Source organism: Mesorhizobium sp. M2A.F.Ca.ET.039.01.1.1 (genome assembly GCF_003998035.1).
Lineage (GTDB): Bacteria > Pseudomonadota > Alphaproteobacteria > Rhizobiales > Rhizobiaceae > Mesorhizobium.
Window position 1 is genome coordinate 1 of sequence record NZ_RZRY01000059.1, and the last position, 16695, is coordinate 16695.

A 16695-nucleotide genomic window follows, 5' to 3' on the forward strand; every position below is an offset into this window, starting at 1 on the left:
GGTCTCGGTATCGGCCGTGGCCGGCACACCGAATTCCTCACGAGCGTAGGCCGCGGACTGCTTGGCCGGCTGGATGTTGAGCGTCTTCAGCAATTCGCCGGTCGCGGCCAGCAGCCGGTATTCCGCGAACAGCGATGCGTAGGACGACGTGTCGGCCAGTGTCGCGGTGTTGAAGCGCGTGTTCTGGGCATCGAGCACATCGAGCAGCGAGCGCTGTCCGACCTTGAACTGTTCGCGATAGGACGCGACGAGCTTTTCGTTGGTGGCTGCCTGCTGCCGCAGCGTCTTTGCGAGATCCGCCTGGCGGAAGCGTCGGTCCCACGAGGTGCGGACGGCTTCCTCGATTTCGCGCAGCACCTGGTGCAGCGCAAGACGCTGCTCGCTGGTGCGGCGGATCTGTTCCTGCTCGTTGGCCTTGTCGATGCCGCCGCGGTACAGATTCCAGCGCAGCACCACCCGAGCCTGCAGGTCGCTGGTGTCGCCATTATCGCCATCGATATCAGACCCGCCGCGGGCAACACCCTCGGCGGTGATCGTCGGACCGTATTTCGCCCGCGCCGCATCGACCAGCGAGGCCGCGGCGTCGATATCGCTGTTGGCCATATGGACACGCGGATTGTTCTGCCTGGCAAGCCCGATCGCGTCGTCCAGCGACCGCGGCAGGGCGGCCGAGACATCGGCCGGCCGCGATGGGCTGGTCAGCGGCTTGCCGACATTCTTGAAGAAGCGGATCTTGGCCGCCTCGAGTTCTTCGGTTGCCTCCTGCATCCGCGCCTTGGCGGCAAAAAGGCGTTCCTCGGCCTGCTGCCGGTCGGCGTCGTTGAGCGCGCCGCCCGCGATGCCTTGCTTGATGTCGCTGAGAATGGACTGATGGAAGCCAAGGTTCTTCTTGGCCTCGGCCACGATCGAAGCCTGCAGCATGTATTCCAGATAGTCCTGGACGACCGCGAGCCCGATGAACTCGGACCGCTCCAGAACCCTGAAGGAAGCTCCGTCGACCCGCGAGGCCTGGCGGTTCAGCTCCGCGCGTCGCGCGCCGCTGTCGTAAAGCGTCTGCGAGACGGTGAGGTCGGCCTCGTTCGGATAGAGGGCTCTGTGATCCTCGTCGAGCGCGCGCCGTGTGTCATTGTCCAGGCGGCGAACGCCGGTCGAGGCTTCCAGATCGACGCTGGGAAGATAAAGGCCTTTCGCCTGGCGCAACTCGAATTCGATCGCTTCGCGGTTTTCGATCGCCTGGCCAATCTCCGGATTGGATTCCACTGCGACGGCAACGGCTTCTTTGAGTGTGAGTGCGCTGGCGCTACCGCAAGCCAACATCGACACCGTGACGGCAAGCGCAAGGCGCCAGCCGACGGTCACTTTACCCGTCCTGGTCATATCTACCCCGTGACTATCCCCGCGCCATTGTTTTTTATTGGCGCTTATTTGCCCAAGCCTGCCACCGGAGCTTTCGACCAGTGTCTATCAGATTTTTCGCGGTTGTGAGCATATAATGGATTAGACACCCCTCAAAATTGCAATTCCAGGCATTAGGGCCGGAGCCTGTAGCAAAAATGGCACAGAAACCGAGTGCGCCCGTCCGAGCTTTTCCAGCTCAAAGCGCGCTGCAATGGTTAACGGTCTGAAAGAAACGGCGAATCGTGCGGCCGCCATGCACAAGCTCCCGCGAAATCTGCCGCGGCCTTGCAAAGCATTCGCAAGAAATCGCCATCTCGGGCTGGTTTGATTTGGCAAACGCGGATCGTTCCCTGTATTGCGGGCCGGAGCAAAAAGCCGTGAGTTTTCTTGCATGACCAATATCGCCTTGACCGGGCTTGCCCGCGATCTCGCCCGCCGCGCCGCCGAGGGCAGGCCGGTGCGCGTCGGTGTCATCGGCTCCGGCGAGATGGGGACCGATCTGGTTACCCAGGGTATGCTGATGCCGGGCATATCGATCGCCGCCATCTCCACGCGGCGCCCGCATACCGCCCGCGAGGCGGTCCGCATCGCCTATGGCGACGAGGCGATGGCGGTAGAGGCCGAAACCGCTTCCAAGGTCACCCGGGCGATCGAAGACGGCCGGATCGCCATCACCTCGAACGAGATGCTGGTCACCAACCCGCTGATCGACGTGATCATCGACGCCACCGGCAAGCCGGGCGTCGCCGCCGATTTCGATCTGATGGCCATGGAACATGGCAAGCATCTGGTGATGATGAATGTCGAGGCCGACGTGACCATCGGCTGTTACCTGAAGCAGCAGGCCGACCGGCTGGGAGTGGTCTACTCCGTCGGCGCCGGCGACGAGCCGTCAAGCTGCATGGAACTGATCGAATTCGCCTCGGCGCTTGGGTTAAGCATCGTCGCGGCGGGCAAGGGCAAGAACAATCCGCTCAACCATGACGCCGTTCCGGACGACTACCGGGAAGAGGCCGCGCGCCGGAACATGAACCCGCGCATGCTGGTCGAATTCGTCGACGGCTCGAAGACCATGGTCGAGATGTGCGCCATCGCCAATGCCACCGGCCTGGTCCCGGATATCCCGGGCATGCATGGCCCCAGGGCCGATCGCGATCAACTGGCCAAGGTGCTGATCCCGAAAGCCGATGGCGGCCTCCTCTCCCGGAAAGGCGTCGTCGACTACACGATCGGCAAGGGCGTGGCGCCCGGCGTCTTCGTCATCGTCGAGGCGATCCATCCCCGCGTCGTCGAGCGCATGGACGATCTCCATGTCGGCAAGGGCCCTTATTATGGCCTGTTCCGGCCCTATCACCTGACTTCTCTGGAGGTTCCGCTGACCGCCGCCCGCATCATGCTCTATGGCAAGCCCGACATGGTGCCGCTGCCGAGGCCGGTGGCGGAGGTCTGCGCGGTGGCCAAGCGCGACCTTGCCGCCGGGGAGACCTTCGATGCCATCGGCGAGACCTGCTACCGCTCCTGGACCATGACCGTTGGCGATGCCCGGGCAAGCCGCGCCGTGCCGGTCGGCTTGCTCGAAGGCGGCAAGGTGCTGAAGCCGGTGAAGAAGGGCGAGTTGTTGACCGAGGACAATGCCGCGCCGGACCGGACGACGAGGCTCTACGCCCTGCGCCGGCTGCAGGACGACATGCTCCACGGAGCGAAGATCGCTTCGCCGGCCCTGTCAGGCTGAACCGGCTCTATCCCTTTGTTTTGACGCAATTCCGGACGGAAGGTTACGGCGAAGGCGCCGAATTTAACCGCTCACACTTTTTCCTGGAATTGCTCTATTTGCGCAGTTCCGCCTCGATCTCGTCCAGCGCCTTGTCCTTGCCGATGCCGGTGAGGAAGGGGAGCCCCTTGATCACCGGCTTCTTCACGGATGCCGAGATCGGTGTGGTGGCAACGATGAAATCGACGTTGTCGGCCAGTCCGGGCACTTCCGTTGCCTTGGCCTGCTGCGCATGAAAGGTGAGGCCGCGCTTCTTCATCGCTTCGGTCACCGCCGCATTGACCGCGGTCGAGGTCGCGACGCCCGTGCCGCAGGCAAAAAGAATGGTTTTCTGTCTGGACATGTTCTTTCCTTTGTCAGCCGAGAATGGCGCGGACGTCGTCGAAGGTCCTGGCCGTCCTCAAGCCATCCAGCGCCGCGGGATTCTGGATGGTGACCATGACGGTCTGCAGCGTGTCAATCTGCTTGTCCTTGTCATTGATGGCAAGCAGGAAGACGAGGCCCACCGGCAGCTTCTCGTCGGGATCTTCCATATTGGCGAAGGTGACGGGCCGCTTGAGCGTGCCCATCGCGACACCCGGCTTCAGCACATGTTCGGGGTCGGTATGCGGAACCGCGACATTGTCGGCGCGCTCCAGCGGCAGGCCTGTCGGGATCGTCATCTCACGCCGCACGACAGCGTCGGCGTAGCTGCTCTTGACGTAGCCCAACGCCTCCAGCCTGGCGGCCAGGATGCGGATGATCTCCTCATTGGTCGAGGCGTCGGAGCCAAGGACGACTGCCTCGGGGTCCAGGAGTTGGATCAGGCCGTTCGACAAGGGTCACTCCATTGATGCGGACCGTGCGCCCGCCGTGTGGCTCGGGCGCACAGGTCATTGTCAGTTCAGGATGGGGCCGGCTCAGGCGGTGCCTTCGGCCGGCTCGTCCTCGGCGCCTGCCGCGCGCTCCCAGCCGAGCGGATTGCGGCGGTAGAACAGGAACAGCGCAGCGATCACCACCGCGATGACGACGATGCCGATCACGCCGAGCCCCTGGATCGCTTCGATGATCACATAGGGAACCCAGAGGAAGCCGTCGACCACCGAGGTGATCTGCAGCGCATCCGCCGGCAGCTTGAAGCCGGAGGCGACGGCTGCACTCGTGAACAGCGGCGCCAGCGCGTTGGCGACGTAGAAGCCGACGGCGAGCGTCACCGTGCCGATGACAACCATGCGGAAGACATTGCCCCTGACCAGCGGCGCGGTCATCGCGACGATGAACGGGATGACGGCAAGGTCGGCGAACAGGATGACGCGGTTGCCGGGCAGGATGATCGACAGGATGATCGCGATCGGCACCAGGATCAGCGACGACGAGATCGCGGCGGGGTGACCGATCAGGATGGCCGAGTCGAGCCCGACCTGCAGCTCGCGGTCGCCTGTGCGCTTGCGCACGAATTCCTGTGCGGCGTCCGAGACCGGCAGCAGGCCCTCCATCAGGATCTTCACCATGCGCGGCAGGAGCAGCATCACCGCCGCCAGCGTCATGCCGGTGCCGAGCACCTTGGCCAGCACCGTGCCGAGATCGCCAGCGTTGTAGAAGGCGATCAGGCCGAGCACCAGGCCAATGATCAGCCCGAGTATCACCGGCTCGCCGAACACGCCGAAGCGGCGTTCGATGGTTTCGGTGCTGATGTTGATGCGGTTGATGCCCGGGATGCGATCCATGATCCAGTTGAGGATGATGGCGATCGGGAGGATCTGCGCCGAGGCGAGATGCGGCACGGAAATGCCCGGCACGCCGTAGAACTGCTGCACCGCGCGCGCCGACCAGTCGGCGAAGAGCAGCGCAAGTGCCGCGACAAGCGCCGCGATGATGATGCCGTAGGCCAGATTGTTGGTGGCGGCGACGACCAGCGAGCCGACGAAGGCGAAATGCCAGAAGTTCCAGACGTCGACATTGAGCGTGCGTGTCATGCGCGTGAGCAGGAGCGCGATGTTGACCAGGATGCCGACCGGGATGACCCAAAGGCCGACCGACGAGCCGAAGGCGATCGCGGCGGCAGACGGCCAGCCGACATCGATGATGTCGCGATGGATGCCGGTGTTGGTGACGATCGCCTTGGCCACGTAGCCGATAGAGGCGAACATCAGGCCGAGCACGAGGTTGATGCCGATGAAGGCGACGCCGATCGTGATGGCGGCGCGGAATGCCTTGCTGACCTTGGCTCCAAGGATCACGGCGATGATGAAAATGACGATCGGCAAGAGCACAGTCGCGCCGAGCGTGTCGATGGCTCCCTTTAAGCCTGCAAGTATGGTGTCCATTCTACCTCCCCAGGGGCATCGGCTTCGGCTCGAAGCGTGAATGATGCCCGCAACTCAATGACGCCTCGACCCTCCCGGCCAAGGCACTCCCCACTCGCCGACGAGGACGGAATGCTCAGTCAAGATGAGTGAACATTTGCCTTTGTCAGCGAACGAAAGTTTTATCTGGGCGGTCTATGCCAAAGTCAATCGGCAATCCTTTGGGCCAAAGGGAAACCCACCGATTGTTCGGGAAATCGGTTAGCCGATATGGCAATCGTCGATCAGGCCTGGTGGATTTGGCGCATCCCAGGCTGGATTGTTTGTCGGATCGCTACTTGCCGAGCTCTATCGACCGCAGCCGCGCCGCTTCCACGGCTTCGGTGACGAGCTTTGTCAGGCGGTCGCCGCCCATCAGCACGCCGAGCGCGGCGGCGGTCGTGCCGTTGGGGCTGGTCACCTGCTGACGCAGCACGCCCGGCTCCTCGTCGCTTTCAGCGGCGAGCGAGGCGGCGCCGAAGACGGTCTGCATGGCGAGCAGCTTCGCGGTCTCGGCCGGCAGGCCGGCCTTCTCGGCCGCAACGGTCAGCGCTTCGATGAAGTGGAAGACATAGGCCGGGCCGGAGCCGGAGACGGCCGTCACCGCGTCCATGAGGCCCTCGTCGTCGATCGTCGTCACGACGCCGCTTGCCGAAAGCAGCTCAAGGACGAAGCGCCGGACGTCATCGGAGACCAGCGGGTTGGAAAACACCACCATCATGCCCTTGCCGATCGCGGCCGGCGTGTTCGGCATGCAACGGATGACCGGCGCGAGCTCGCCCAGGATTTCCTCGAAGGTGGCGACCGGCGTGCCGGCGGCAATGCTGACGAAAGTCGTCCTGCCATCGCCGAAGCGCTTGTACTGCGCCGTCACGTCGCGGATCACCTGCGGCTTTACTGCGATGACGACGAGGTCTGGCACGGCATCGGCCGGAATGGCCCCGGCGTCGGCGGAAACGCGGCAGCCGAGATGTTCGGCCCGCTGGCGCAGTTCCGCGTTGGGCTCGACCACGAACACCGCCGACGGCTCGAGCCTTGCGGACTTCAGCCAGCCCGAGAGCATGGCGTAACCCATATTGCCGCAGCCGGCGAGAACGAGCCTGATCGTCATCAAGATCTCCTTAGCATGGCTCTCCTTAGACGCTTGCGCGGCCAGCGAAAAGCCCAGCATGAGGAAGATCGATCGTCCAGGATTGAGTGCAATTCCGCGGAAAGGGCGAGCGGCTTTCCGCACGCAACTGCGTCAGGACGGAGATAGCGGGGTTCGCCGTTCCGGTGAAATGGTGAAACGCTCTATCGCGACAGGCGAACCGGGATCGGCCGCAGCGAGACTTGCCTGAGGCCAAGCACGCCGAGAACGAAAAACAGCCAGACCGGATCGCCGCGATGGAAGAAGAAGCTTTCCAGGAAGCCGTTCAGCGCCGTGAACAGCACCACCATCATGAAGAAGTCGCCGAGGAAGATGTTTTCCTTGCGCGGCAGGATGCGCATGTAATCGCGCAACGGGGCGATCAGGAAGGTGTAGACGGCGACGCAGAGCGCCGGGATGCCCATCAGCACGGCGATGTCGAGATAACCGTCATGGCCATGCACGATGGTGCGGATGTCCCAGGGCCTGTCGAAGGGCTGGTCCTGGTTGAGCAGCAGTGGCGTCCCCCAGAAGCTTTCGTAGCCGTAGCCGGTCCACGGCTTCTTCGCCAGCATCTCGCCGGCGAACTCCCAAAGCGTCGTACGCCCCGTATAGGTGAGATCGGGGAAATAGATCGCCGCCAGATGCTTCACCGGCGGGATGAAGACGATGCCGAGCGTGCCGACCGCGGTCGCGACGATCGCCAGCGCGAACAGGATCGGCGTGCCGAGCCGCATGCCGATGAGGCTGGGCAGCACGACGATCATGATCGAGAACGGCACAAGTCCGGCGGTCGTCTTGGAGCCGGTGTGGAGCATGAAGATCATCGCGGCGCAGAAGATGCCGGCGCCCCACCAGCGCTGGCCGCGTCGGAACAGATAGAGCCCGGCGAAACTGAAACAGGCCATCACCGGCCCGGCGATGTTCTTGTGCGTGAAGACCCCGCGCCACAGGCCGGCATGCTCCGGCTCCTGCGAGTCGGCGGTGTGCAGGGCCTCATGCGGGAAGACGACCAGGCCGATATAGGAAAGGCCGATCACCACGACGGCGGTGAAGATGATCACGCGGGCGAAGGAATCGGCGTCGCGCGGCAGCACCAGGATCGTCGCCATGGTGATGATGCCGATCATGGTGAAGGAGGCGGCGCGCATCGCCACCGGCGGATCAGTGGCGAGCACCACCGACAGGAAGAAGAAGCCCAGCATCAGCGCCCAGGAGGGGCTGACCAGCGAACGCACCACGCGCGGATCGGCAAAGGCGAGCAGCGAGAAGATCGAGATCGCGCCGAGCGAGCCGAAGCCGAGCTGGTTGACGATGTCGCCGCCGTCGCCGGTGAGTTCCGCTCCCGCCGGCTGGAAAGGCCGGAACGAGACCATGATGACGGTGAACAGGAGCGCGGCGATCGCCGTCGCCACACCTTCCTTGGTGAAGGCGGCGCCGAGCGGCGCGCGCTCAATTCTTCTCAGGCTGTCGGTACTGCTCATTGGCATATCCGAATTCGGCAAGCACCCGGCCGAGCGCGACATAGACCGGGTAGAGGCCGGTCGTCAGCGAGCCGGTTCGCGCCAGCCGGATGGCGCCACGGAGCGGTGAGGCCGCGAGCAGCGCCAGGCTTTTGAGAAACACTTTGAGGCCGGCAAGCGGCGTGCCGGCGCGTTTCTTCTTTTCGACCAGCGTCGAGATCACGCCATTGCGCAGGCTGCGGGCGCGGATCCAATCGGCCTCGACGCGCCGGGCCGGCACGGTCTCGTTGACTTTTGCCTCGGCGCACCAGCCGAGCACGAAGCCTTTCTGCGCGGAACGGCTGAGGAAGTCGGAATCGCCGCCGCCCATGAAATTGAACCTGAGATCGAGGAAGGGCGGTCCCATGGCCTTCAGCACGTTGCGTCCCACCAGCAAATTGCCGGACGAATAGAGCGCCGGAACGCGACCGGTTTCCCGGTAGGGCGGCGCGAACACCGGGTGCTCGGCCCATCGGGCGTGGCTCGGATCGGCGAAGACCGGCACTTGCGGGCCACCGACGATGTCGGCGCGAAGCGTCTCGGCGGCCTTGCACATGCGCTCCAACCAGTCCGGCTCGGCGATCTCGTCATCGTCGATGACAAGAAGGTGCTTGAAGTTGGGAAACTGCAGGATCGCCGTCTGCCAGCCGGCATTGTAGGCGCTGCAATTGCCGCGCTCATGCGCGACGATCACAAGTCCCGGCATCTCGCCGCTCTCGAACAGCGGCAGCACGGCGGCGGCACCCTCGCGCGCCTCGGCCTCGTTTTCCATGACGATGACGGCGAAGCGCCGGCCGGTACGCTGCGCCTTGAGCGAAGCCAGGGTTTCCAGCACCTGCTGCGGCCGCTTGAAGGTCGGCAGCGTCACCACCGCCTCGACAGTCTCGGCGGCAAGCTCCGGCGACCGTCCCGCGATCGATACAGAAGCGTCGGACGGCAAAGGGATCATCCGTTTTTGAGCAGCGTGGGTTTGCGCCCTCGATAGCATCGCGGTGATAACGTTTCGTTAATCACCTTCTCGCCCGGCTGTCGGAAAAGCCGGGTCTTTGGCCTTTGACGGTGCCATTTAATCAAGGCTTCACCGCGTTTTGCTACCGGCTGCACCTAAGGATAGGTGAGATGCATCTGCTGTTCGCCACATCGATCGTGCCCGATGGCGCTCTCGCCTCAGGCTACGAGATTGCCAATGCCGCGACCATCGACGCGCTGCGGCGCGCCGGCGTGCGCGTGACCGTGATCGGCTTCATCTGGCCAGGCAAGACCCCGTCCGATCCGCAAAACACCATCGTGCTCGACGCCGTCGAGGTCCGCACCGAAAGCGCTTCGCCGCTGCAAAAACTTGTCTGGCTCGGCAAGGCGGTTTCCTCCGGCCTGACCTTTTCGTCGGTCAAGCTGCGTGTCGTCTCTGAGGCGCAAACCCGCGCCGCCATCGATCGCGCCGGTCCCTTCGACGGCTATATCCTGAATTCGGTGCAGTTCGCCGGCGCGTTCGAGAAGGTTCTCGCTGACCGTCCATTCGTCTTCGTCGCGCACAATGTCGAGCATCGCTCGGCCGAGGAAAATGCCGCCGCGGCGGGCAGCGCGCTGCAGCGCTGGATGTTCCGCCGCGAGGCCAGGCTGCTCAAGGTCATGGAGGAGCGCCTTTGCGGCGCGGCGCGCTTCGTCTTCACGCTGGCCGAGGAAGACCGCGCGGCACTTGGCGTCGCCTCCGACACACGCTCGGCGGTGCTGCCGCTGGTGACCCGTGCGCAGGCGCCGATAAAGGCGACGCGACATATCGATTGCGACGCCGCGCTGATCGGCACCTGGACCTGGCAGCCCAACCGCATCGGGCTCGACTGGTTCCTGACCAAGGTCGTGCCGCATCTGAAGCCGGATTTCCGCATCAGGATCGCCGGCAGCATACCTTCCAGCATCAGTTCGCCGCATCCTGGCGTCTCCTTCGTCGGCAGGGTTCCGGACGCGCAGGCCTTCGTGCGCGGCGCCGCCGTTATTCCCCTGATCAGCACCGCCGGCAGCGGCGTGCAGTTGAAGACCATCGAGGCCTTCGAGCTCGGCCTGCCGTCCGTCGCCACCAGCCGCTCGCTGCGCGGCATCGGCTATCGCCCCGACAATTGCGTGGTGACCGACGACCCGATCGCTTTCGCCGCCGCCCTCCAGGCGGCCGCGGCCAATATCCGCGACGTCGATGGCAGCGCGTTCCACCGCCGCCAGCTCAAGGCGCTCGACGCCGCGATCGGGCATGGCCTGGAGAAGCTCGGCGCCGTCAGGCAGGAGGTCGCCGCATGAACATGCACACCGCGCGCGCCGCCTTCGGCTTCGATACGCTCAAGACCATCCTGGGCATTCCGGTGCTGGCCATACGCTGGGACGAGGCCATCGCCTTGCTCACCAGGCTGATCGACGAGCGCCGCTTCACCAAGGTGAGCTTCCTCAACGCCCACAACGCCAACCTGACCTGCACCGACCCGGTCTTTGCCGAGGCGCTGGAAAACTTCCTTATCCTTCCCGATGGCGTCGGCGTCGACATGGCGGCCAAGCTGCTTTACGGCGCCCCTTTTCCCAGCAATCTCAACGGCACCGATTTCATTCCGGCTTTCCTGCAGGCCGCGTCGCACCCGCTGACGGTGGCGCTGCTCGGCACGACGCGCGCCAATGCCGAAGCTGCATGCGCGAAGCTGTCGACGCTCGCCATGCAGCACAATTTCGTCGTCATCCATGACGGCTTCTTCTCTGCCGCTGAGGAGCCGGCGATCCTCGAGCGCATCGCCAGGCTGCGGCCGGACGTGCTGCTTGTGGCGATGGGCGTGCCGCGCCAGGAATTGTGGATCGAGCGCCATATCGACAGTCGCCATTGCACGCTGCCGGTCGCCGTCGGCGCGCTGCTCGATTTCATGAGCGGCTCGGTGCCGCGCGCGCCGTTATGGCTGCGCTGCCTGCGGCTGGAATGGCTGTTCCGCCTGTGGATCGAACCCGGCCGCCTGTGGCGGCGCTACATCGTCGGCAATCCGCTCTTCCTGTGGCGTGTCGTCAAGCAGAAGCTGTCGCTCGGGCCACGACCGCTGGGGGCACGCCGGTGAACAGCCGCTTCGTGCCGGATACGTCTACCGCAATCGAACCGCTGCCGCGCGTACCCCTGGCCGCGATCGTCACGGCAAGCTACGCCCCCGATTTCGAACGCTGCCGGCTTTTGTGCGAAACCATCGACCGCCACGTCGCCGGCATGGCGCATCATTACATCCTGACCGAACATCGCGACGTCGCGTTGTTTCGCCAGCTGGAATCCGGCCGCCGCAGCGTTGTCGACGAGCGGGACCTGTTGCCGCGCTGGCTGCGCGCGTTTGACGATCCGCTGAGCGGTTTCCGCCGCCGCATCTGGCTGAGCCTGAAAACACAGCCGCTGCGCGGCTGGCATGTGCAGCAGCTGCGCCGCATCGCCATTGCCGGCCACGCCAAGGAAGACGTGCTCGTCTTCTGCGATTCCGATGTCGCCTTCCTGAAACCCTTCGACGCGAACGCCTTCTGGCGCGACGGCAAGGTGCGGCTGTTCCGCCGCGACGGCATGCTATCGAACGACGGCCATGACCAGCATCGCATCTGGTCGCGCAATGCGGGCACAGCACTCGGCATCGATCCCGCCAATCCATCGTGCCACGACTACATCTCGACGCTGATCGCCTGGCGCCGCGAGACGGTCAACGCGATGTGCGAGCGCATCGAGAAGGTGCATGGCCGCGAATGGGTCAGCGTGGTCGGTTCGGCGCGAAAATTCTCCGAATGCATGATCTATGGCCGCTACGTCGACGATGTGCTCGACGGTGCCGGCCATTTCCACGGCTCGGAGGAGTTCTGCCGCGTCCACTGGAACGGCGCGCCGCTCTCGGATGACCAGTTCCGCCGCTTCGTCGACACCATGGCGCCGGAACAGGTGGCGATCGGCATGCAGTCCTTCATCGGTACCGACATCGGCCGCATCCGCCGCCTGATCGGGCTTGCTGCGTAAGGCTCAGATGGCTTTGGCCGGCCGGCGCATCGCCGAATAGGTCAACAATGTCGAGGCAAGATAAAGCAGCAGGAAGACGATGTTGAGCGACAGGACCAGATTGGCCGTGTCGGGGATGGTCGTCAGCACATAGGTGAGCAGAACCGCCTTGAATCCGGCGAGCAGGCCAAGATTGATTGCCCTGACCGCCGTCTGGCCACGCGCGAACAGAAGCTCGGCCTGGTATTCGACAAGGTTGCGCAGTCCCGGCACGCAGACGGCGAGCGCCACCAGCGGCGCTGCCTCGGCGACATTCCTGCCGAGCGCGTTGGGGAAGAAGTGCAGCACGATGCCGAGCGACGCCAGCGCCAGCGTCGAGACCAGGAACACGCCGCACTCGATGCCGCTCTTCACCGCCAGCCGCGACAGCAGCTCCGGCGCCCGCATCATGCGCTGCACCAGCATCATCGAGAAAGTGCGGATCGGGATCGCGGTGAGATCGACCAGCCGCATGATGATGGCGTAGATGCCGGCCAGATGCGGCCCGCCGATCGACAGCACCAGCAGCTTGTCGAACTCCATCTGCAGGTAGAACAGCACTTCGGATCCGGCGACATAGATGGAATCGGCGAGCCGCCGGAAATACAGCTCGGCGCGCAGCCTCAGCCGCTGGCCCGGATAGAAGAAGGCGAAGGCGACGATCAGCGAAGCGGCATTGGCGCCGATGTAGAACAGCGACCAGACGCCGATCGTATGCTGCGCGGCTAGCATGAACAGGATGGCGCCGACTGCCCGAAGCGCTGTCGCCAGAATGGCGAGCACCGCCGCCCGCCCGAACTTGCCGAGCCCGTTGTTGACGATCAGGGCCACCTCGACCGGCCGCCACAACAGCGCCTCGGCGAAGACGATCGCCGCAAAGGCCGTCAGCGGCACGGTGTCGGCAAAGAAGATCAGGTAGACGATGTAGGAGGCGGCGGCGAGGAATGGCAGCGAGAGGACGCCGAGAAGCAGGAAACCGGCGGTGAATGTGCCGATCAGGTTGGGGCGGATCGTGGCGGTGCGGTAGAGCGCCGAGATGAAGCCGAAGGCGAGGATGCGTGACAGCATGATGCCGGCGGCCGAGGCTGTCGCGAACATGCCGAATTCGGCGATCGAAAGCGTGTTGGCCAAGGCGACGAAATAGGCAAGCGAGAACACCAGCCGGCCGCCGGCGCCGCTGATGGCCGAGAGATAGTCGAATACCAGTTTCCGGCGGGTGGCCACGAAGTGGCCGATCCGCGCGAAGCTCCGCCTTTGCGGCATGTCGCTGGCCTGGGTCATATCCGGGGCGATAGATAGGCTGGAAAGTTTAACGCGGCGTTCTGGCGCCTGTGCTGGCGGCGCCGGAATGCCGCGAGCAAGGCGAGAAACCGTGGGAGTGCGGACGCAAAATTAACCCTTTGTTTCCTATGCCCGTTTAGCGTGGCTTAACGATTGGCCCATCCGCCGCGCCCAAGCCGCCAGAGAGCAAGTTCCAGGATAATGGTCGACAGGGATAACCGTGATGACTGGAGGCGCGAGCGTTCCCTGCTCGCGCTCGGCCAAGCCATGCGTGGCGACGACAACACGGTTTCGATCGGCGACCGGGCCAACTCCTCCTGGCGCGAGGACGCCGCGGCGCGCCATCGCGCCGCACGTTCCGAACGCGAAGGGAAGTTGAATCCGCAGTCCAATGAAACCGGCGAATTTGGCCGCGATCAGGGACAAGCGGAATCCCAGCCGGTCGAGACCGAACATGACTGGCGCGCAAGAAGTCGGCCTGCGTCGTCCGGGCCGTTCTATGAAGCCCCGGCGGAGAGCCAGCAGTCGCAAGCCGCTCCCGAACCTCAGTCGAGCCGGCCATCCGCCGGCGACGTTTCCGAGGAATGGAAGCCGCTGATCGACCCGATGCAGGTCGTGCACGGCATCACGCGATCCAAGGCGCTGATCCTGTCGACGACCGTCCTGGGCGCCGCGCTCGGCGTCGCCATCGCCTTGTCGACGCCGAAGAAATATGAGGCCACCACCGACGTCATCGTCGACCCGCGCGACCTCAAGCTCACCGACCGCGACCTGACGCAGAACGTGGTCGCCTCGGATGCGACGCTTGCGATCGTCGAGAACCAGGTCCGAATCCTGACATCGGGCACCGTTCTCAACAAGGTCGTCACCGATCTCAACCTTACCAACGATCCTGAGTTCAACGGCCAGGGCAGTGGCGGCTTCGGCCTGATGTCAACACTCCGCTCGATCCTGTCGCGGCAGGATGCGGGTGCCGCGGACGAAGCGCGCAAGCGCTCGCTGGCGGTCGGCAAACTGTATGACAGCCTCGACGTCGAACGTGGCGGCAAGACCTTCGTGGTCTCGGTCAGCGCCACGACGCAGAACGCCGAGAAATCCGCCCTGATCGCCAACACCATGGTCAAGGCCTTCAAGCAGATATCCAGTGAGATCCAGTCGAGCACCGCGGGCCGCGCCAATGACGAGCTCACCGCCAGGCTCGACGAATTGCGCAAGGGCGTCGAGACGGCCGAGCGCGCCGTCGAGGATTTCCGGGCGACCCACGACCTCGTCGACGCGCAGGGTCACCTGATCAGCGACGACCAGATGCTGAAGCTCAACGAGCAGCTTTCCGTCGCCCGCGCCCGCACGCTGGAGCTCAATGCACGCGCCGCCTCGGCACGCTCGCTGAACGTCAATTCGGTCCTCAGCGGCACGTTGCCCGAGGAAATCAACTCCAACATGATGAGCGAGCTGCGCTCGCAATATGCTGCCCTGAAGCAGGAAGCCGACCGCGCCGAGGTCAAGCTCGGGCCGCGCCATCCGGAGATCGAGGCGCTGAATGCCCAGCTTGCCGGCGCGCGCGAGCGCATCAGCGCCGAGCTGCAGCGCATCGCATCCTCGCTGCAGGTCGACCTCAAGCGCTCCGTCCAGCTCGAGCAGGACCTTTCCTCGCGCTTGGCGCAGGCCAAGGTGCAGAGCGGCGACGTCAACAACAACCTCGTCTCGCTGCGCGAGCTGGAGCGCGAGGCGGCCGCCAAGCGTTCTGTCTACGAGCAGTTCCTGCTGCGCGCCAAGGAAACCGGCGAGCAGAAGGACATCAACACCGCCAATATCAGCGTCATCTCGGAGGCCTATGCGCCGCTGCAAGCCAAGGGTCCGTCGCGCGCCGTGATGGCTTTGGCCGGTCTGTTTGCCGGCCTCTTCGCCGGTATCGGCCTCGGCGCGCTGCGTGGCATCCTTGCCAGCCTGCGCGAGACGGCCGACACGCGCTCGCGCCGCCGGGCCGGCGATCGTGCTCCAACGGCGGGGAACGTTTTCAACGGTGCCGCTCCGCTGGCGCCGCCGCCAGTTACACCGCCACCGGCCCCGCCAGTCGCTCGACCGCCGGCCGCGTCTTTCACGTCGGAACATCCCGCGCCCTCTTTCACGCCACCTCCGGCCAAATCATTTACGCCGCCTCCGGCTCCGGCATTCACGCCATCGCCAGCCGCGTCTTTCACACCGCCGCCTGCCTCGCCTCCGGCCCCTCAACCGGTGTCGATGGCCGCGCCGCCCGCGGCCCAACCCGTCACACCGCCACCGATGCCGGACGATGACGCCGTCCGTCCCGGGCTTTTCGGGTCGCTTGCCTCGGCGCTCCGCTATTTCGTGCGCCGCGAGCCGGCTGAAACGGCGGATTTGGACACTGTGCCGCCCGAAAGCGCCTGGCGCGCGCCCAGCCGGGAGGAACGCTACCCTGGGGCTGAAACCTCGGCGCGGCAGAATATTCAGCCGCCATATGAGCAGGGCTATTCCTATCGGCCGGCCCATGGCCGGACCGACCCGTACGAAGATCATTATTCGGCATCGCCCGCCTCTTACGATCCGCAACCGCCAGTCCCGGGCGACGCCCGCCAGTCGTCGTCCGACCAGGGTGAGATCGACGAGATCCGCGCCAGCCTGCGCGAATTCCGCGAGGCGGTTCGCGAGCTGACCGAAAGCCGCTCGCGCCACCGCTATTTCTGAAGCGTCATATTATTGACACCCCATATTTCTTGACCGCTTGCGGTTCGATAAAAGCTGCCGGTTTCGGGTTTACGGCATCAGACGACGCTTTGACGGGATTGCCCTGTCGAATTTTCGTGAAAATGCCGCCCTGCATTTCGGCCGCAAGCATCTCGCTTTGGCGGATCGACAATGCCGATCGAGGAATGAGGCCATGCATCGGCCTCGGAGCGAAGCTGAGGGTTGGTGATGGCCGAAGTGATTGACGGAAAGAGTGTCGCCGAGGATGTGGTTTCGAAGGTCAAGGCTTTGACCGCGGAGCTGTCGGCCAAGGGAGCCACCAAGCCTGGCCTTGCCGTGGTGATCGTCGGCGAAGACCCGGCAAGCCAGGTCTATGTCGCTTCGAAATCGCGCACCGCCAAGGAATGCGGCTTCCATTCGCTCCAGCATACGCTGCCGACCGACACCAGCGAGGAACAGTTGCTGAAGATCATCGGCGATCTCAACGCCGACAAGTCGATCCACGGCATCCTCGTGCAACTGCCGCTTCCAGGCCATATTGACGCCGGCAAGGCGATCCAGAC

At 64.5% G+C, this 16695-nt stretch carries 15 protein-coding genes; 6 read left to right on the forward strand and 9 right to left on the reverse strand.

Annotated elements, in window-relative coordinates; all coding sequences use genetic code 11:
- Positions 1-1317 (reverse strand): TolC family outer membrane protein (locus tag EOA24_RS07620; RefSeq protein WP_245501770.1); only part of this gene is annotated, 1317 nt, incomplete at its 3' end.
- Between the two features lie 472 nt (positions 1318-1789).
- Here EOA24_RS07620 and EOA24_RS07625 point away from each other — a divergent pair.
- Complete coding sequence (locus tag EOA24_RS07625; protein ID WP_126079107.1) at positions 1790-3130, forward strand: NAD(P)H-dependent oxidoreductase; 1341 nt, start codon at positions 1790-1792, stop codon at positions 3128-3130.
- A 94-nt stretch (positions 3131-3224) separates the two neighbouring features.
- Here EOA24_RS07625 and EOA24_RS07630 read toward each other — a convergent pair whose 3' ends face one another.
- From EOA24_RS07630 to EOA24_RS07655, 6 genes are all read right to left on the reverse strand, one after another.
- The gene (locus tag EOA24_RS07630; protein WP_126062533.1) at positions 3225-3512 is read right to left on the reverse strand and encodes a PTS sugar transporter subunit IIB; all 288 of its coding nucleotides are present in this window, start codon (positions 3510-3512) and stop codon (positions 3225-3227) included.
- A 13-nt stretch (positions 3513-3525) separates the two neighbouring features.
- Positions 3526-3987, reverse strand: a complete 462-nt coding sequence (locus EOA24_RS07635) for a PTS sugar transporter subunit IIA (RefSeq protein ID WP_126079106.1) — start codon at positions 3985-3987, stop codon at positions 3526-3528.
- 81 nt (positions 3988-4068) lie between these two features.
- The gene (locus tag EOA24_RS07640) at positions 4069-5475 is read right to left on the reverse strand and encodes a PTS transporter subunit IIC (RefSeq protein WP_127409702.1); all 1407 of its coding nucleotides are present in this window, start codon (positions 5473-5475) and stop codon (positions 4069-4071) included.
- A gap of 313 nt (positions 5476-5788) precedes the next feature.
- Positions 5789-6604 (reverse strand): pyrroline-5-carboxylate reductase, encoded by an 816-nt coding sequence (gene proC / locus EOA24_RS07645; RefSeq protein ID WP_126079104.1) that lies wholly within the window; start codon positions 6602-6604, stop codon positions 5789-5791.
- A 182-nt stretch (positions 6605-6786) separates the two neighbouring features.
- The gene (locus EOA24_RS07650) at positions 6787-8106 is read right to left on the reverse strand and encodes an O-antigen ligase (RefSeq protein WP_126079103.1); all 1320 of its coding nucleotides are present in this window, start codon (positions 8104-8106) and stop codon (positions 6787-6789) included.
- On the reverse strand, positions 8075-9073 hold the full coding sequence (locus EOA24_RS07655) for a glycosyltransferase (RefSeq protein ID WP_126079102.1): 999 nt from the start codon (positions 9071-9073) through the stop codon (positions 8075-8077). Before EOA24_RS07655 ends, EOA24_RS07650 begins: the two co-directional genes overlap by 32 nt.
- A gap of 170 nt (positions 9074-9243) precedes the next feature.
- On the opposite strand from EOA24_RS07655, the gene EOA24_RS07660 reads away from it, so the two are divergent.
- From EOA24_RS07660 to EOA24_RS07670, 3 genes are read left to right on the forward strand one after another with little or no spacing between them, the layout of a single operon-like run.
- A complete protein-coding gene (locus tag EOA24_RS07660; RefSeq protein ID WP_126079101.1) occupies positions 9244-10413 on the forward strand; it encodes a glycosyltransferase family 4 protein in 1170 nt (389 codons plus the stop codon).
- Positions 10410-11204, forward strand: a complete 795-nt coding sequence (locus EOA24_RS07665; protein ID WP_126079100.1) for a WecB/TagA/CpsF family glycosyltransferase — start codon at positions 10410-10412, stop codon at positions 11202-11204. Before EOA24_RS07660 ends, EOA24_RS07665 begins: the two co-directional genes overlap by 4 nt.
- The gene (locus EOA24_RS07670; RefSeq protein WP_126079099.1) at positions 11201-12127 is read left to right on the forward strand and encodes a DUF6492 family protein; all 927 of its coding nucleotides are present in this window, start codon (positions 11201-11203) and stop codon (positions 12125-12127) included. Before EOA24_RS07665 ends, EOA24_RS07670 begins: the two co-directional genes overlap by 4 nt.
- 3 nt (positions 12128-12130) lie before the next feature.
- On the opposite strand, the gene EOA24_RS07675 is transcribed toward EOA24_RS07670, so the two are convergent.
- Positions 12131-13426 (reverse strand): lipopolysaccharide biosynthesis protein, encoded by a 1296-nt coding sequence (locus EOA24_RS07675; RefSeq protein ID WP_126079098.1) that lies wholly within the window; start codon positions 13424-13426, stop codon positions 12131-12133.
- A 201-nt stretch (positions 13427-13627) separates the two neighbouring features.
- On the opposite strand from EOA24_RS07675, the gene EOA24_RS07680 reads away from it, so the two are divergent.
- Entirely contained in the window at positions 13628-16132 is a 2505-nt protein-coding gene (locus tag EOA24_RS07680; protein WP_127409703.1) for a GumC family protein, read from the forward strand.
- A gap of 4 nt (positions 16133-16136) precedes the next feature.
- On the opposite strand, the gene EOA24_RS07685 is transcribed toward EOA24_RS07680, so the two are convergent.
- Positions 16137-16331: a hypothetical protein gene (locus EOA24_RS07685; RefSeq protein ID WP_126079096.1), complete on the reverse strand. Its 195-nt coding sequence runs from the start codon at positions 16329-16331 to the stop codon at positions 16137-16139.
- 29 nt (positions 16332-16360) lie between these two features.
- Between EOA24_RS07685 and EOA24_RS07690 the strand changes: the two genes are divergently transcribed.
- A partial coding sequence (locus EOA24_RS07690) for a tetrahydrofolate dehydrogenase/cyclohydrolase catalytic domain-containing protein (protein WP_281059879.1) occupies positions 16361-16695 on the forward strand: 335 nt, incomplete at its 3' end.